Source organism: Thiomonas sp. SCN 64-16, assembly GCF_001725585.1.
In the GTDB taxonomy this organism is placed as follows: Bacteria; Pseudomonadota; Gammaproteobacteria; order Burkholderiales; family Burkholderiaceae_C; genus Thiomonas; species Thiomonas arsenitoxydans.
On sequence record NZ_MEGQ01000004.1, the window covers coordinates 74,975 to 88,972 of the forward strand.

General features: G+C 62.7%; 17 protein-coding genes. 12 read left to right on the plus strand and 5 right to left on the minus strand.

The genetic code is table 11. The features are described 5' to 3' along the window. Positions 1–11: 11 nt before the first annotated feature. Together ABT24_RS02180 and ubiA are read left to right on the plus strand one after the other, a co-directional pair. Positions 12–515, plus strand: coding sequence for a Dps family protein (locus ABT24_RS02180; RefSeq protein ID WP_013122523.1), 504 nt, complete (start codon positions 12–14; stop codon positions 513–515). Positions 516–580: 65 nt separating this feature from the next. Continuing rightward, on the plus strand, positions 581–1,432 hold the full coding sequence (ubiA, locus tag ABT24_RS02185) for a 4-hydroxybenzoate octaprenyltransferase (protein ID WP_276728112.1): 852 nt from the start codon (positions 581–583) through the stop codon (positions 1,430–1,432). A gap of 75 nt (positions 1,433–1,507) precedes the next feature. Here the strand turns inward: ubiA and ABT24_RS02190 are convergent, their stop codons facing one another. The 4 genes from ABT24_RS02190 to ABT24_RS02205 form a co-directional block, all read right to left on the minus strand. After that, complete coding sequence (locus ABT24_RS02190) at positions 1,508–2,119, minus strand: LysE family translocator (protein ID WP_276728115.1); 612 nt, start codon at positions 2,117–2,119, stop codon at positions 1,508–1,510. Continuing rightward, complete coding sequence (locus tag ABT24_RS02195) at positions 2,119–2,793, minus strand: B3/B4 domain-containing protein (RefSeq protein WP_276728118.1); 675 nt, start codon at positions 2,791–2,793, stop codon at positions 2,119–2,121. Before ABT24_RS02195 ends, ABT24_RS02190 begins: the two co-directional genes overlap by 1 nt. A gap of 86 nt (positions 2,794–2,879) precedes the next feature. Continuing rightward, a complete protein-coding gene (locus ABT24_RS02200) occupies positions 2,880–3,683 on the minus strand; it encodes an AraC family transcriptional regulator (protein ID WP_276728122.1) in 804 nt (267 codons plus the stop codon). A 34-nt stretch (positions 3,684–3,717) separates the two neighbouring features. Continuing rightward, positions 3,718–4,602 (minus strand): phosphoribosylaminoimidazolesuccinocarboxamide synthase, encoded by an 885-nt coding sequence (locus ABT24_RS02205; RefSeq protein ID WP_276728125.1) that lies wholly within the window; start codon positions 4,600–4,602, stop codon positions 3,718–3,720. A 119-nt stretch (positions 4,603–4,721) separates the two neighbouring features. On the opposite strand from ABT24_RS02205, the gene ABT24_RS02210 reads away from it, so the two are divergent. Continuing rightward, on the plus strand, positions 4,722–5,303 hold the full coding sequence (locus ABT24_RS02210) for a DJ-1/PfpI family protein (protein ID WP_156053259.1): 582 nt from the start codon (positions 4,722–4,724) through the stop codon (positions 5,301–5,303). A gap of 64 nt (positions 5,304–5,367) precedes the next feature. Here ABT24_RS02210 and trxA read toward each other — a convergent pair whose 3' ends face one another. Continuing rightward, the gene (gene trxA, locus ABT24_RS02215; protein WP_276707101.1) at positions 5,368–6,264 is read right to left on the minus strand and encodes a thioredoxin; all 897 of its coding nucleotides are present in this window, start codon (positions 6,262–6,264) and stop codon (positions 5,368–5,370) included. A 170-nt stretch (positions 6,265–6,434) separates the two neighbouring features. On the opposite strand from trxA, the gene purE reads away from it, so the two are divergent. From purE to ABT24_RS02260, 9 genes are all read left to right on the plus strand, one after another. Then, the gene (gene purE / locus ABT24_RS02220; RefSeq protein ID WP_276728127.1) at positions 6,435–6,923 is read left to right on the plus strand and encodes a 5-(carboxyamino)imidazole ribonucleotide mutase; all 489 of its coding nucleotides are present in this window, start codon (positions 6,435–6,437) and stop codon (positions 6,921–6,923) included. Further along, positions 6,920–8,089, plus strand: a complete 1,170-nt coding sequence (locus tag ABT24_RS02225) for a 5-(carboxyamino)imidazole ribonucleotide synthase (protein ID WP_276728130.1) — start codon at positions 6,920–6,922, stop codon at positions 8,087–8,089. Before purE ends, ABT24_RS02225 begins: the two co-directional genes overlap by 4 nt. 1 nt (position 8,090) lies before the next feature. Beyond that, entirely contained in the window at positions 8,091–9,095 is a 1,005-nt protein-coding gene (locus ABT24_RS02230; protein ID WP_276728132.1) for an L-threonylcarbamoyladenylate synthase, read from the plus strand. A 199-nt stretch (positions 9,096–9,294) separates the two neighbouring features. Further along, on the plus strand, positions 9,295–10,626 hold the full coding sequence (locus ABT24_RS02235) for an SGNH/GDSL hydrolase family protein (protein ID WP_286737303.1): 1,332 nt from the start codon (positions 9,295–9,297) through the stop codon (positions 10,624–10,626). 17 nt (positions 10,627–10,643) lie between these two features. Beyond that, complete coding sequence (locus ABT24_RS02240; RefSeq protein ID WP_276728137.1) at positions 10,644–11,354, plus strand: OmpW/AlkL family protein; 711 nt, start codon at positions 10,644–10,646, stop codon at positions 11,352–11,354. Between the two features lie 138 nt (positions 11,355–11,492). After that, positions 11,493–12,554 carry a recombinase RecA gene (gene recA, locus ABT24_RS02245; protein WP_013105092.1) on the plus strand — a complete coding sequence of 354 codons (1,062 nt, stop codon included), beginning with the start codon at positions 11,493–11,495 and terminating at the stop codon, positions 12,552–12,554. Between the two features lie 10 nt (positions 12,555–12,564). Next, positions 12,565–13,029 carry a recombination regulator RecX gene (recX, locus tag ABT24_RS02250; protein ID WP_276728140.1) on the plus strand — a complete coding sequence of 155 codons (465 nt, stop codon included), beginning with the start codon at positions 12,565–12,567 and terminating at the stop codon, positions 13,027–13,029. Positions 13,030–13,090: 61 nt separating this feature from the next. Beyond that, positions 13,091–13,792: a DUF2889 domain-containing protein gene (locus ABT24_RS02255; RefSeq protein ID WP_276728142.1), complete on the plus strand. Its 702-nt coding sequence runs from the start codon at positions 13,091–13,093 to the stop codon at positions 13,790–13,792. Further along, on the plus strand, positions 13,789–13,998 hold a 210-nt coding region (locus ABT24_RS02260), incomplete at its 3' end, for an ATP-grasp domain-containing protein (RefSeq protein WP_353743815.1). The genes ABT24_RS02255 and ABT24_RS02260, both read left to right, overlap by 4 nt.

The following is a 13,998-nucleotide window of genomic DNA, read 5'->3' on the forward strand; positions in this document are numbered from 1 at the left end:
AAAGGAACATCATGAGCAAAAGCACTCTGCATGCCTCATCGACCCCGATTCACATCGGCATTTCGGATGACGACCGCGCCAAAGTGGCCGAGCAGCTCTCGCATCTGCTGGCCGATACCTACACGCTCTATCTCACCACGCACAACTTCCACTGGAACGTCACCGGGCCGATGTTCAACACCCTTCATCTGATGTTTATGGATCAGTACACCGAGCTGTGGAATGCGGTCGATCCGATCGCCGAGCGCATCCGCGCACTCGGCTTCTCCGTGCCCGGCTCCTATCACGGTTTCAGTTCGCGCTCCAGCCTGGCCGACGTGCCGGCGCAGCCGCCCAAGGCTCAGGAGATGATCGGCATTCTGGTCAAGGGCCATGAGGCTGTGGCCAAGACGGCGCGCGCGGTATTCACCGTGGCCGACGAAGTCAATGACCAGCCCACCGCCGACCTAATGACCCAGCGCCTGGACATTCACGAAAAAACCGCCTGGATGCTGCGCTCGCTGCTCGAAGGTTAATCGGCGTTTAATCATCCTTCAGTCGCCCGTTTCATCGACGTTCCCTGCGTGGCGATAATTCACGCATGGAACGTCTGCGCTTATGGCTGGCCTTGATCCGTTGGGACAAGCCGGTCGGTTCTCTTCTCTTGTTGTGGCCGAGTCTGTCGGCTTTGTGGATCGCCAGCGATGGGCGACCGAGTTGGTGGCTGGTCGTCGTGTTCATCGCGGGTACGTTTCTCATGCGTTCGGCTGGTTGTGCCGTGAACGATGTGGCCGACCAAGACTTCGACCGCGCCGTGCGCCGCACTGCGCAGCGTCCGGTCACCTCGGGCAAGGTGTCCACCCGCGAGGCGCTGCTGGTCGGCGCGGCGCTCGCACTCGCGGCCTTCGGCCTGGTGCTCACCACCAACCTGCTCACCATCCAGATGTCGGTCGCGGCGTTGCTGATCGCCATCGCCTATCCCTACACCAAGCGCTGGCTGGCGCTGCCGCAGGCCTATCTCGGCGTGGCCTTCAGCTTCGGCATTCCCATGGCCTTCGCCGCAGCGCGCGGCGAGGTGCCGCTGCTGGCCTGGGTGCTGCTGCTGGGCAATCTGTTCTGGGTGCTGGCCTACGACACCGAATACGCCATGGTCGACCGCGAAGACGATCTCAAGGTCGGTATCAAGACCTCGGCCATCACCTTCGGCCGCGCCGACGTGGCGGCGGTCATGGCGAGCTATTGCGCCTACATCGCGCTATGGGCTGCCGTGGGGTGGGCGCTGCGACTGAGCTGGCCTTACTTCCTGGGCGTGGCCACAGCCGCAGCGCAGGCGGCGCATCACTACACCCTCATCCGCGAGCGCGATCCGGCGCAATGCTTTCGCGCCTTCCGGCTCAACCACTATCTGGGTTTGGCGATGTTTGTCGGGGTCGTGCTCGCCTATATCAATTGAGATGCGGTTTCTGTGACTGGCATGCCACTGCGCTATGCCTTGGCGTCTTCGTTTGTCATTCGGTATCCGCCCTGTTCAACGATGGACGAGCGCCAGCTTCAGGCCAAGCCCGATGAACGCTGTCGCAAAGCCACGGCGCATCCACAGAAGGACGGCGGGCCGTGACAGGATATGCACACGCGCCTTGGCGGCGAATGTGCCGTAGAGCACGAACACGACAAAGGTCATTGCCATGAAGGCAGCCGACAGTTCCAGCATCGTCCCCGTTGGCTTAGCTTCGCCACTGCGAACGAACTGCGGCAAAAAGGCCACAAAGAACATCGACAGCTTGGGGTTCAGAAGATTGACCAGCACGGCGTGTCGAATCACCTGTAGGTCGGAGCGGGCCGGTGCATCCACGTTGATCGTCAACGCACCGCGATCACGCCACGTCATCCATGCCAGATAAAGCAGATAGCACACGCCCGTGATTTTGAGCAACTGGAATGCCAAGCTGCTGGTATGCAGCACGGTGGCTAGCCCCGTGACGGCCAGCAGCATTTGAGGCAGGATGCCCAGTGTGCAGCCAAACGCTGCGACGACGGCCCCGCGTGCGCCATGTGAAAGGCCGGCAGCCAAGGTCAGCAGGACGCCAGTTCCCGGCGAGGCGACAACCAGCAGCGAAGTGATCAGGAATTCGGGTCCCATCAAGAAGTCCCTTCCCGCACGGACGCCGCAGGCCACAATTGGCGGATTGTTTCTGTCAGCGAAACGATCAATCGACTGACGTCCTGCTTAGCTGTGCCATGCATGGCCTCGGCCACGATCAAAACATTGTGAGTCTGACTGCTCACCGCCGAATAGGCACTTTGTCGATTGGTCCATCGACGGGCATGCGCACGCGACTTCGCGTCAGCAAAGATGACCTCTCCTGCCTCTGGATGCTCGATTTCGCCTGAGAAAGTGTCGTATCGCTCCGTGCCGGTGGCTCGGCGCACGACGAGCCCCCCGGCGACCCGGTCAAGATCGAACGCTGCAACCGGAATGGCAAAAGCCGCCGAAACTGCATTGCAAAGATCCACGAACGGCAGCACCGATGGGAGATCTCCCTCTTTGCGCAGGCGACGAAGCAGCGCCTCCGAGGCGCAGCGATATTGGGTTGGTTTGAGGCCCATACGGCTGAAAACGCGCCTCCAGGCTTGAATCTCGGGCAGATCGGCCTCAGTGCCAGCGGCGATACGCTGTCGGCCGAGTGTGGTGAGCTGCGCGACGTAATTCGCAACATCTGTCTCCGCAATTGGACAGATGCCTTGCACATGCAAGACCCCAGTGGACAACTCAGGGAACTCGTCGCGCAGCGACAGCGAATATGAGAACAACACGGCGGCACCTCGGGTTCGAACCAGAAAGGCTCGAATCATCCGCGCTTTTCACCACGCGTTCTTGAACGAAATTGCAGCTATCAGGTTCAGCCCAAGGCTTTGGTGTATGCGCCCGGTGCCATGCCGAAAGTGCGTACGAACCATCGTGTCATGTGGCTCTGGTCGGCGAAGCCGCAAGCGGCGGCTGCCTCGGCCGGTTTCAACCCCCGGCGCAACAGCGTGCGGGCCAGATGAATCCGGCGTTGCACTAGATACGCATGGGGAGGTAAGCCCGTCATTCGGGTGAATGCGCGGAGAAACTGGTATTGACTGAGCCCGGCTTCGTGGGCGAGCACGGGGAGCGGCACGGCCGTCGCAGGGTCGTCGTCCATCATGGCCCGCGCCGAATGAATCGCCGCAGGAAAGCCAGGAAGCCGGGGTTGGATCGGTTGCAGGAGGGGGCCGAGCGCAGACAACAGAGCCTCGTCCTGCTGTAGTGAATTCGGTGCAGTGCTGGTTGCGACATCAAACAGTCGGCGAACAGCCGATGCCTGTTGCCCGTCGCGGACGACGGGACTGGCGAACTCACCTTTCAGGCGCCCTCCCTCGGCGATGTCCTCGGCAGCTTCCGCGATGATGGAAGGTTCAAAGTAAAGCATGCGCCAAGAACGGCTTGTGCAGCCGATAGGGGCGCCGTCATGCACTTCTCCTGGATTGACCGTGATGACATCGCCGGGCCAGGCTTCGACCAAGCCGCGTCCGCTGGCGGATTTGTGTCCGCCGCGATCCATCAGGCCTATACCGAATTGCTCGTGGGTGTGACGGCCGAAAGTGATCGATGAGTCGGCAACAATGGCTTGCGTTCCACGCATCTCGCAAGGAAGTATCTTGATATTTTGATTCCTGGCCATGCTCAGGATCTCGCGGGGTCGACGCGGGTTTTCGTCAACCCGTGAGCCGTTCCAGTGCCTCGCGGTAGCGGGCCAGGGTGTGCTCGATGACGTCGGCGGGCAGGGCGGGCGGCGGCGGTTGTTTGTTCCAGCCGGGCACGCCCTCTAGCCAGTCGCGCAGAAACTGTTTGTCGAAGCTCGGCGGCGAACTGCCCTCCAACCAAGTGTCGGCGGGCCAGAAGCGTGAGGAATCCGGGGTGAGCACTTCGTCCATCAGGGTGAGGGCGCCGCTCTCATCGAGGCCGAACTCGAACTTGGTGTCGGCAATCAGGATGCCGCGCGCGGCGGCGTAGTCGGCAGCGCGTTGATAGAGGGTGATGCTGATGTCGCGCACTTGCGCGGCGAGTTCGGCACCGATGGCCTGCTCCATTTGTGCGAAAGAAATGTTCTCGTCATGTTCGCCCAGTTCGGCCTTGGTGGCGGGGGTGAAAATGGGCGCGGGCAGTTTGCTGGCGAGCTTTAGGCCCTTCGGAAGGGCGACGCCGCAGACCGCGCCGGTGGCTTGATAGTCTTTCCAGCCCGAACCCGCGAGGTAGCCGCGCACCACGGCTTCGACCGGCAGGGGTTTGAGGCGTTTGACCACCATGGCGCGACCGCGCACCTGATTGCGCTCATCGGGCGCCACCACGGCCTCGGGATCGATGTCGAGCAAATGGTTGGGCGCCACGTTGTGCAGCAGGCCGAACCAGAACCGCGCCATGCGGGTGAGAATTTCGCCCTTGCCGGGAATGGGCTCGGCCATGATGACGTCGAAGGCCGAGATGCGGTCTGTAGCCACCATCAGCAGGCGGTCGGCGCCCACAGCATAGTTTTCGCGCACCTTGCCGCGCGACAGCAAGGGCAGGGAATGCAGGGAGGATTGCAGCAGGGCAGAGGTCATGGGCGGGCTTTCGTGAGGAATGGAGCGATTGTAGAAATTCGCAGGGTTGAGTTTTTCACCCGCCGCGTTTCACAATAGGTAGGCCGCACGTGCGGCAGACTCACAACGGAGACTTCGATATGGCTGCAAAACGCATTCTGTTGTTGGCGGGTGATTACGCCGAAGACTACGAAACCATGGTGCCGTTCCAGACCCTGCTTGCCGTGGGCCACACGGTGCATGCGGTCTGCCCCGACAAGAAGGCGGGCGATCAGGTGAAAACCGCGATTCACGACTTCGAGGGCGCGCAGACCTATTCCGAAAAGCCCGGCCACAATTTCACCCTCAACGCCACTTTCGCCGAAGTGAAGGCCGAGGACTACGACGCGCTGGTCATCCCCGGCGGGCGCGCCCCCGAATACCTGCGGCTCAACCCCAAGGTGCTCGATCTGGTGCGGCATTTTTTCAGCGCCGACAAGCCGGTGGCGGCGGTATGCCACGGGGCGCAGATTCTTGCGGCGGCGGGCGTGCTGCAAGGTCGCAAGTGCTCGGCCTATCCGGCCTGCGGCCCGGAAGTGCGTGAGGCCGGCGGCGACTATGCCGATATTCCAGTCGATCAGGCGGTGACGCAGGGCAATCTGGTGACCGCCCCGGCCTGGCCCGCGCATCCGGCGTGGATGGGACAGTTTCTCAAGCTGCTGGGGACGCAGATCACGCTGTAACGCGTGTGTAAACGCCATGAAAAACGCCGACTTCTAGTCGGCGTTTTTGTGGGCGGCCAGGAGTTCAGCTCAGTACCGTCATGCTCAGGCGGCGGCGGTAGCTCTCCACCGTGGGATCGGTGACCGGGGGCTGGCCGGGCGCGGGCTTGGGGGCATCTGCAGGCGCCATCAGCTCCAGAATGTTGACAAAGGTCTTGCGCGCGCGGTCTTCGCTCCAGCTTTTGTCGCGCATGAGAATGTCGAGCAATTCGTCAAGCGCCGCGGTCCACTGCTGCGCGGCCATGTGTTGCTGCGCTAGGGCGTAGCGGGCGTCGAAGTCGCGCTTGTTGGTGGCGATGCTGGACTGCAGCGCGGCAACAGGGGGCAGGCCGGGCGCAGCCTGCGCGGCGCAAAGCCAGTCGGCCAGCGCCTGGATGCGGGCGTCGGCCAGCGCTTTGCCGGCAATGGGCTCGAACGCCAGCTTGGCGTCGGCGGTGCGGCCGTCCTTGAGCAGCAGTTCGACATACGCCTTGCGTGCGTTGTCGTTGGCCGGATTGGTGGCCAGGTCTTGCTGCAGCTTTTCCAGCAGCGGCAGCGCGGGTGCAGACTCGGCTTCGGCATCGCTCGGTTCGACCTCGTCCGCCTGCTCCGGCGCGGAATCGGGAACGTGCTTGTCGAGAAATTCGCGGATCTGGCCTTCGGGCAGCGCGCCCACGAAACCGTCCACCGGCTGGCCGTCTTTGAGCAGCATGACCATGGGGATGCTGCGCACGCCGAACGCAGCGGCGAGTTCCTGCTCTTCTTCGGTGTTGATTTTCACCAGCTTGAAACGGCCTTGGTAAGCCACTTCCAGCTTTTCGAGAATGGGGCCAAGCGCGCGGCAGGGGCCGCACCACGGGGCCCACAGATCGACCAAGACCGGGACGGTATGGGAGGCTTCGACGACTTCGGTTTCAAAATTGGCAACGGTGGCATCAATCATGTTCGACTCCTGAATGAGCAGGGCAAATGGGGGCGGTCGGCGCCATACCAAGGGGTGTATGCAGGCGCACGATCTGCGTTTGGAAGGAGCATAGCGGGGCGCGATTTCAAGAGCTTGATCCACGGCTTCTTAAAATCCCCCGTTTACAGGCGTTGCACAGGAGAGAGCAGATGGCCGCAATCGGCGTGGTGATGGGGTCGCAAAGCGACTGGGAGGTGATGCGCCATGCGGCGGACATCCTCGTCCGCTTTGGGGTGGCGCACGACTGCCAGGTGGTCTCCGCCCACCGCATGCCCGACGATCTGTTTGCCTACGCCGATAGTGCGCAGCAGCGCGGCCTGCGCGTCATCATTGCCGGTGCGGGCGGCGCGGCGCATCTGCCGGGCATGCTCGCGGCCAAGACCACGGTGCCGGTGCTCGGCGTGCCGGTGCCCAGCAAGTATCTGCGGGGCGAAGATTCGCTGCTGTCCATTGTGCAGATGCCCAAGGGTGTGCCGGTGGCGACCTTTGCCATCGGCGAAGCCGGGGCGGCGAATGCCGCGCTGTTTGCCGTGGCGATGCTGGCGGCGCATGACACCGCGCTGCGCGATCGGCTCGACGCCTTCCGCGCGGAGCAAACCGCCGCAGCGCGGGCCATGCGCGTGGGTAGCCCGGCATGAGCAAGTCTGCCGCATTCATTCCCCCCGGCGCCACGCTGGGCGTGCTCGGCGGCGGGCAGTTGGGCCGCATGTTTGCCCAGGCGGCGCAGAGCGCGGGCTATGGCGTGGCCGTGCTCGAAGCCGACGAAGCCGCGCCGGCAGCGCAGGTCACCGGCATTCACCTTGCTGCGCGCTACGACGACCCGCTGGCGCTCGACCAACTCGCCCGCGATTGCGCTGCGGTGACGGTGGAGTTCGAGAATATTCCGGCGCACTCGATGCAGTGGCTGGAGTCGCGCGTGCCGCTGGCGCCCGCGCCGCAGGCCCTGGCTGTGTGCCAGGACCGGGCGCAGGAAAAGGCTTTGTTTGCGCGGCTTGGCGTGCCTTGCGCGCCGCACGCCGTGCTGACCGCGAGCGGCGGTCTTGGTGCGGTGAGCACTGAGCTGTTTCCCGGCATTCTTAAAACCGCCCGGCTGGGCTATGACGGCAAAGGGCAGATCACGGTGCAAACAGCCGCCGACCTGCCTGCGGCCTGGGCCGCCCTGGGCGGTGTGGACTGCGTGCTGGAGAAAAAACTCGATCTGGCCTATGAACTGTCGGTGGTGATGGCACGCGGCCGCGACGGTTGCTCCGTGCTGTACGAGCCGCAGCAAAACCTGCACCGCGACGGCATTCTGTTCGCCAGCTTTTCGCCCGGCCCGTCCATCACCCCCGACATCGCCGAGGCTGCGCAGAATGCTGCAGCCGCAATAGCGCAGGGGCTGGACTATGTCGGCGTGCTCTGCGTGGAGTTTTTCGTGCTGCGCGATGGTCGCCTGCTGGCTAACGAAATCGCGCCGCGCCCGCACAACTCCGGCCACCACACCATCGACTCCTGCACCGTGTCGCAGTTCGAGCTGCAGTGGCGCACCCTGGTGAACTCGCCGTTGCTAGTGCCCAGGCAGCACAGCGCCACTGTCATGCTCAATCTGCTGGGCGATCTCTGGTTCGACGCCACCGGCCAGCAGCGCGAGCCCGACTGGGCCACCGTGCTGGCGCAACCCGGCGCACATCTGCACCTCTACGGCAAGCACGCGCCGCGCAAGGGCCGCAAGATGGGTCACCTCACCTGCACGGCGGCCACCCCTGCCGAAGCGCGCCAGACCGCGCTGCACGCCTGTACCGTTCTCGGTCTGGAGCCGTTCTGAGGTGAGCGAGGTGAACACCGACGCCCAAGTGCGTCCGCGCGAGATCATCGAGGCCGTGCGGCGTCTGGAGGCGGGCGAACTGGTCGGTCTGCCGACGGAAACCGTTTACGGCCTGGCCGCCGACGCCGAGAACGCGCAGGCCGTCGCCAGAATCTATGCCGCGAAAGGGCGGCCTGCCGACCACCCCGTGATCGTGCATATCCACCGCGCCGCCGATCTGGGGCATTGGGCGTCCGATGTGCCTGAACCCGCGCGCAAGCTTGCCGCCGCCTTCTGGCCCGGGCCGCTCACCTTGATTCTGCCGCGCAAACCCGGCGTGGCCGACGCCTGCGCCGGGGGGCAGAGCACCATCGGCCTGCGCTGCCCCTCCCATCCCGTCGCCCAGGCCGTGCTGGCGATTTTCAAAGGCGGGCAGGGCGGGTTGGCGGCGCCGTCGGCCAACCGTTTTGGCCGCATCAGCCCCACCACGGCGGCGCATGTGCATGCAGAACTCGGCGACGACCTGCTGGTGCTCGACGGCGGCGCCTGCGCGGTGGGCATCGAGAGCACCATCGTCGATTGCACCGCGCAACCGCCGCGCATCCTGCGCCCGGGGCAGTTGCAGGCGGCTGACATCGCGCAAATCCTGGGCGTGGCCGAGGCCGACTTGCTGCGCCCGGCAGGATCTGCCCCGCGTGTGGCGGGCGTGCTACCGGCGCATTACGCCCCGCGCACACCGCTGCAGTGGTGTTCACGCGACCAAATCAATGCACGCTGGGAGATTGACGCAGACGCGGGGCGGCGCATCGGGGTGCTGGCGTTCCCGCCGCAGCCACATGCGCCCCATTCCTCATGGGTCACGTTGCCTGCCGATCCTGCTGCCTATGCGCAACAGCTTTACGCTGTTTTACGCAAACTGGATGCGGCAGGGCTCGAGGAGATTTGCGTTGAAGTCTTGCCGCCATCGCCTGCCTGGCTGGCGCTGCGCGACCGGCTGACGCGCGCAGTGCATGGCTCGGGTCGCTGACGTCCTGCAAGAGCGGGTGGTTCGCCACAAAAGGCGAACATGTATCCTTTTGTTGCAAATCGGCAAACCTGTGGCAAATGCGCAGTACCACTCTTGCGACGCCATTTTCCTTCGGCTACGCTAAAGCGAACGGTCGTTCTTTTTTTGACCCGCCCGCCTGCAGGCCAGCAGGCATACAACAATGTTTGAGGAGATGTTCATGCGGAATCGTGTCTGGATTGCGCTGGCCTTGGCCAGCGCCTTGGGCTTGGCAGGTTGCGGCGGCGGCGGAAATCCTTCTCCGCCCTCGCTGGCCTCCGTGGCGAGTGTGAATTCGGCCAGCACGGCGCCGGCCGCGCCGCCGAGCGGCGGGTTCAAGCAAATGGTTGTGTTTGGCGATAGTTTGTCCGACGACGGTGCGTACACCTTGGCGGCGGTCAGCACCTATGGCGCAACCGTGCCGTTTACCGGCTTGCCTTATCCCGCAGGAGGGCAGTTCACCGTCAATGGCGATACCACCGGCAACTGGACGGGGGTTCTGGCCTCCAGCCTGAAACTGGGTTTGACGCCTAATGTGATTGGCTATGGCACCCCCTCAGGTGTGATGTATCTCGGAGCGACCGGGCCGACCTCGACGCCTACGTTCTGTGCCTTCAGCGCGCCGCCTTCTTCCGGGCAAGCCACTTGCACCAATTTTGCCCAGGGCGGTTCCATGGTGAGCAACGCGAATGGCATCGGCCACAGCGGCGGGGCTTTGACCCTGCCGGTCACCGCACAAGTGCAAAATTATCTCGCGCAGTTCAATGGCAGTTTCAACAGCAATCAGTTGGTCACCGTGCTGGCCGGTAATAACGACATTTTTACGGCTCTGGGTACGGTAAGCGCCACAGTGACGCAAGCCGTCACGCAGGCTGTCACGAGCGCCCTGCAGCAAAACCCCAATCTGACGCAGGCGCAGATTGCGCAAATCCAAGCGCAGGCGCAGCAATCCGCAACCACTTCTGCAGTCAGTAACGCGCAGAAGACCGTCGCGACCGCGGCCGATGAACTGGCCGCTCAAATCAAGCTCATCACCAGCAAAGGGGCGAAGTATGTGATGGTCTACACCTTGCCGGACTCATCGCAGACGCCATTCGGACGCGGTTTGCCCTACACCGGTCTGACGCCGCCGCAAACGCCTCCTGCCGGTTATGTGTGTGACAACACCAACACGGGAGCGCCTTGCTATCTGCTTTCCAATCTGGTGCAGGTGTTCAATCAGCGTTTGTTGAACGATCTACAGGGGCAGCCGGTCAAGGTGCTCGATGGCTACAGCCTGCTCAACCAGGAGGTCACCAATCCGGCGCAATTCGGTTTCACCAACGTGACTACCCCTTGGTGTAACCCGGCGACCACGAGCTCTCTGTTGTGCAACGTCAACACCCCGTATGCTGCCGCCGGCGCCAGTGCGGCGAATTTGGGCACATGGCTGTTTGCCGATACCGCTGGGTATACAATCATTGCTAGCACAACATTGCAGGCGATGAAGGGTTTTGGCTGGATTTCGCAATGACAACGAGGAGACGAGCAATGAATGCCTTACAACGCACTGTACTGGGCAGCATTTTTTCCGCCGCCAGCTTCGCTCTTCTGCCCACCGCGCATGCCGATGATTTTCCGAAAAATATCATCTATGTCGGCGCTGCCTATCTCAATAACCATCCTAGCCAGCCGAATTTGAGCGGCTACAACACGCCGCCCAATCTCAATTTGGCTGAGGGCAATGCCACGACTCTCGGTTTAGGGTACGTGCGCAACCTACCCGGGCCGTGGAGTTTCGAGCTGGCGCTAGGTTATCCGCCCACGGTGCGCACCTATGCAGAGGGCAGCGGCTGGCGCACGCTCAGTGGCGTTGGTGTGACCGATGTGGATGTGTACTCGCCAACGGCCTTCATCAACTTCCACATTCGAGGAAAAGAGGCGAAGTGGGACCCCTTCGTCGGCTTGGGCGTCAACTACACGTGGTTTCGTAACACCAAGGCATTGCCGCCGCTTGAGCATGCGCAAGGGCCAACCGATATCCATCTATCGAGCGATTTGACCTGGGCCGCCCACATTGGTCTGATCTATCGCTTCAATTCGCGTTGGTCGTTGGTGAGTACCGTCGCTTATTCGGATGTGCGCAGCACGCTGACCTCCACCTCATACACGCGGGATCGCTCGGTCATCACCAGCCAGGCGTCGACGAACATCAAGTTCAATCCGGTGGTCTACACCTTGGCAGTGGGCTATAGTTTTTAAAAGCTTGCTCACGCTGCAAGTTGTGGAAAGAGGGGGCTTCGGCCCTCTTTTTTTGGATACCGCAAGCAGAAAAATCTGTCTTTATATACAGCTGTGCTACATTGCGCCGCAGTGCTATTCAGACTTGAGGACCATGCCATGGAACAGGGAAAATCCGCAGTGAATCCAGAAAAAGCCAAGGCGCTTGCCGCCGCGCTGTCGCAGATCGAAAAGCAGTTCGGCAAGGGCACCATCATGCGCATGGATGATGGCGAGGCGCAGCGCGACATTCAGGTGGTGTCCACCGGCTCGCTGGGCCTGGACATCGCCCTGGGCGTAGGCGGGCTGCCGCGCGGCCGGGTGGTGGAAATCTACGGGCCAGAGTCCTCGGGCAAGACCACGCTCACCCTGCAGGTCATTGCCGAAATGCAGAAGCTCGGCGGCACTTGCGCCTTCATCGATGCCGAGCATGCGCTCGACGTGCAATACGCCTCCAAACTCGGAGTGCAACTACCTGATTTGCTGATTTCTCAGCCCGATACCGGCGAGCAGGCGCTTGAAATCGTCGACGCGCTGGTGCGCTCCGGCTCGGTGGACATGATCGTGATCGACTCGGTGGCTGCGCTCACGCCCAAAGCCGAAATCGAGGGCGAGATGGGCGATTCGCTGCCGGGTCTGCAGGCCCGGCTGATGAGCCAGGCGCTACGCAAGCTCACCGCCAACATCAAGCGCACCAACTGCCTGGTCATTTTCATCAACCAGATCCGTATGAAAATCGGCGTGATGTTCGGCAATCCCGAAACGACGACCGGCGGCAACGCGCTCAAGTTCTACTCCTCTGTGCGCCTGGACATCCGCCGCATCGGGGCCATAAAAAAGGGCGAAGAAGTCGTCGGCTCTGAAACCCGCGTCAAGGTGGTGAAGAACAAGGTGGCGCCGCCGTTCAAACAGGCGGAGTTCGACATCCTCTATGGCGAAGGTATTTCGCGCGAAGGCGAAATCGTTGACCTGGGGGTGCTGGCCAAACTGGTGGAGAAGTCCGGCTCCTGGTATGCCTACAACGGCGAGAAAATCGGCCAGGGCAAGGACAACGCGCGCGAATTTCTCAAGTCAAATCCCGACATCGCCCGCGAGATCGAGAACAAGGTCCGCGCCAGTCTCGGCGTGCCTGAGGCCAATGCGCTGATGACGGCCGATATGTCCGAGGAAGAGCAAGACTGAGTCCGTTGCCATGAGTCTGCCTCGCGCCCAGCCTTCTTTGCGTGCGCGGGCCGTGCGCTATCTCTCGCAACGGGAGCACAGCCCGTTGGAACTGCGGCGCAAGCTGCTGCGCTATTGCGAGGCGTCCGAAGAGATCGATGCCCTGCTCGCCAGTCTGGAGCAGGCGGGTTTGCTCAGCGGTGAGCGTTTTGCCCAGTCGCTCATTCATCGGCGACAGCAGCGTTACGGCAATTTGCGCATCGCACAAGAACTCGACGCGCACGGCCTATCGTCCGATTCCACGGCAAATCTGCGTCAGTCCTTGAAAGACAGCGAACTGACTCGCGCCCGTGCCGCTTGGGCGCGAAAATTCCAGGCGCTTCCGCAAGACGCTGCCGAGCGGGCCAAACAGGCTCGTTTTTTGACTCAACGTGGCTTCAGCGGGGACGCCGTCCGCGCGGTTTTGCGCGGCGAGGGCACGGAAGACGTCGACTGACTTGCTGCGCCGCAGCAGGCTGCTACACTGATTCTTGCGCTTCATCAAAAATAGATCCACCATGCGCGACACTCCTGCCGCCCCGTCTTCGCCCAATCGCCGTCTGGTTCACCGCCGCAGTCTCAGTATCGAGGTCTATGCGCGAGAGGATGGCTTGTGGGATCTGCAGGCCGAATTGCGGGACGTGAAAACGCGCGATCTCACCCTGTCCGAACGCACCCGCCCGGCGGGCATTCCGGTGCATGACATGTTGCTCATCGTCACCATCGACGACGCGCTCAACATCGTCGATGCCCGCTCGCACACCCTGTTCAGCCCTTACGACACCTGCGGCGATCACGATGACGCCTACCGGCGGCTGATCGGCCTCAATCTGCTGCGCGGATTTCGTTCCGCTGTGCGCGAGCGCCTGGGCGGCGTGCTGGGCTGCACCCATCTCACCGAATTGACGCAAGTGCTGCCTACTGCAGCCATTCAGGGGCTGGCCGGGTTGACGACGATTACCTTGCCGGAGCCTCAAGAAAGCGCAGGGCCGCCCCAAGCTTTCTTGATCCCCTCGGGGGGCGGGTCGGCGAGCCGACCCAGGGGGCGTTTAGACACGGAGCGTGCCGCCGGTATGCCTTTTCAGCTCAACCGCTGCCACGCCCTGCGGCTGGACAGCCCAGCAGTCGCCGAGTTTTATCCCCGTTGGGCGCAACAAACTGCGCCACAACGCACCGAAGGCACAATGCCTGCACCACAAGTCGAGGACGAGACGCCATGAAAATTCATGAATATCAGGCCAAGCAACTATTGAGAGAACACGGTGTGCCGGTTCCGCGCGGCAAGCCCGTGTTTTCCGTCGATGAGGCCGTCGCCGCAGCGCAGGAATTGGGCGGCCCGGTCTGGGTGGTGAAGGCGCAGATTCACGCTGGCGGGCGGGGCAAGGGCGGCGGTGTCAAGCTGGCGCGAACGCTGGACGAAGTCTGG

What these genes read in the sequence shown, in the direction of transcription:
- ABT24_RS02180 (WP_013122523.1), top strand. Translation starts at nt 12, where the DNA reads ATGAGCAAAAGCACTCTGCATGCCTCATCGACCCCGATTCACATCGGC.
- ubiA (WP_276728112.1), top strand. Translation starts at nt 581, where the DNA reads ATGGAACGTCTGCGCTTATGGCTGGCCTTGATCCGTTGGGACAAGCCG.
- ABT24_RS02190 (WP_276728115.1), bottom strand. Translation starts at nt 2,119, where the DNA reads ATGGGACCCGAATTCCTGATCACTTCGCTGCTGGTTGTCGCCTCGCCG.
- ABT24_RS02200 (WP_276728122.1), bottom strand. Translation starts at nt 3,683, where the DNA reads ATGGCCAGGAATCAAAATATCAAGATACTTCCTTGCGAGATGCGTGGA.
- ABT24_RS02205 (WP_276728125.1), bottom strand. Translation starts at nt 4,602, where the DNA reads ATGACCTCTGCCCTGCTGCAATCCTCCCTGCATTCCCTGCCCTTGCTG.
- ABT24_RS02210 (WP_156053259.1), top strand. Translation starts at nt 4,722, where the DNA reads ATGGCTGCAAAACGCATTCTGTTGTTGGCGGGTGATTACGCCGAAGAC.
- trxA (WP_276707101.1), bottom strand. Translation starts at nt 6,264, where the DNA reads ATGATTGATGCCACCGTTGCCAATTTTGAAACCGAAGTCGTCGAAGCC.
- purE (WP_276728127.1), top strand. Translation starts at nt 6,435, where the DNA reads ATGGCCGCAATCGGCGTGGTGATGGGGTCGCAAAGCGACTGGGAGGTG.
- ABT24_RS02225 (WP_276728130.1), top strand. Translation starts at nt 6,920, where the DNA reads ATGAGCAAGTCTGCCGCATTCATTCCCCCCGGCGCCACGCTGGGCGTG.
- ABT24_RS02235 (WP_286737303.1), top strand. Translation starts at nt 9,295, where the DNA reads ATGCGGAATCGTGTCTGGATTGCGCTGGCCTTGGCCAGCGCCTTGGGC.
- ABT24_RS02240 (WP_276728137.1), top strand. Translation starts at nt 10,644, where the DNA reads ATGAATGCCTTACAACGCACTGTACTGGGCAGCATTTTTTCCGCCGCC.
- recA (WP_013105092.1), top strand. Translation starts at nt 11,493, where the DNA reads ATGGAACAGGGAAAATCCGCAGTGAATCCAGAAAAAGCCAAGGCGCTT.
- recX (WP_276728140.1), top strand. Translation starts at nt 12,565, where the DNA reads ATGAGTCTGCCTCGCGCCCAGCCTTCTTTGCGTGCGCGGGCCGTGCGC.
- ABT24_RS02255 (WP_276728142.1), top strand. Translation starts at nt 13,091, where the DNA reads ATGCGCGACACTCCTGCCGCCCCGTCTTCGCCCAATCGCCGTCTGGTT.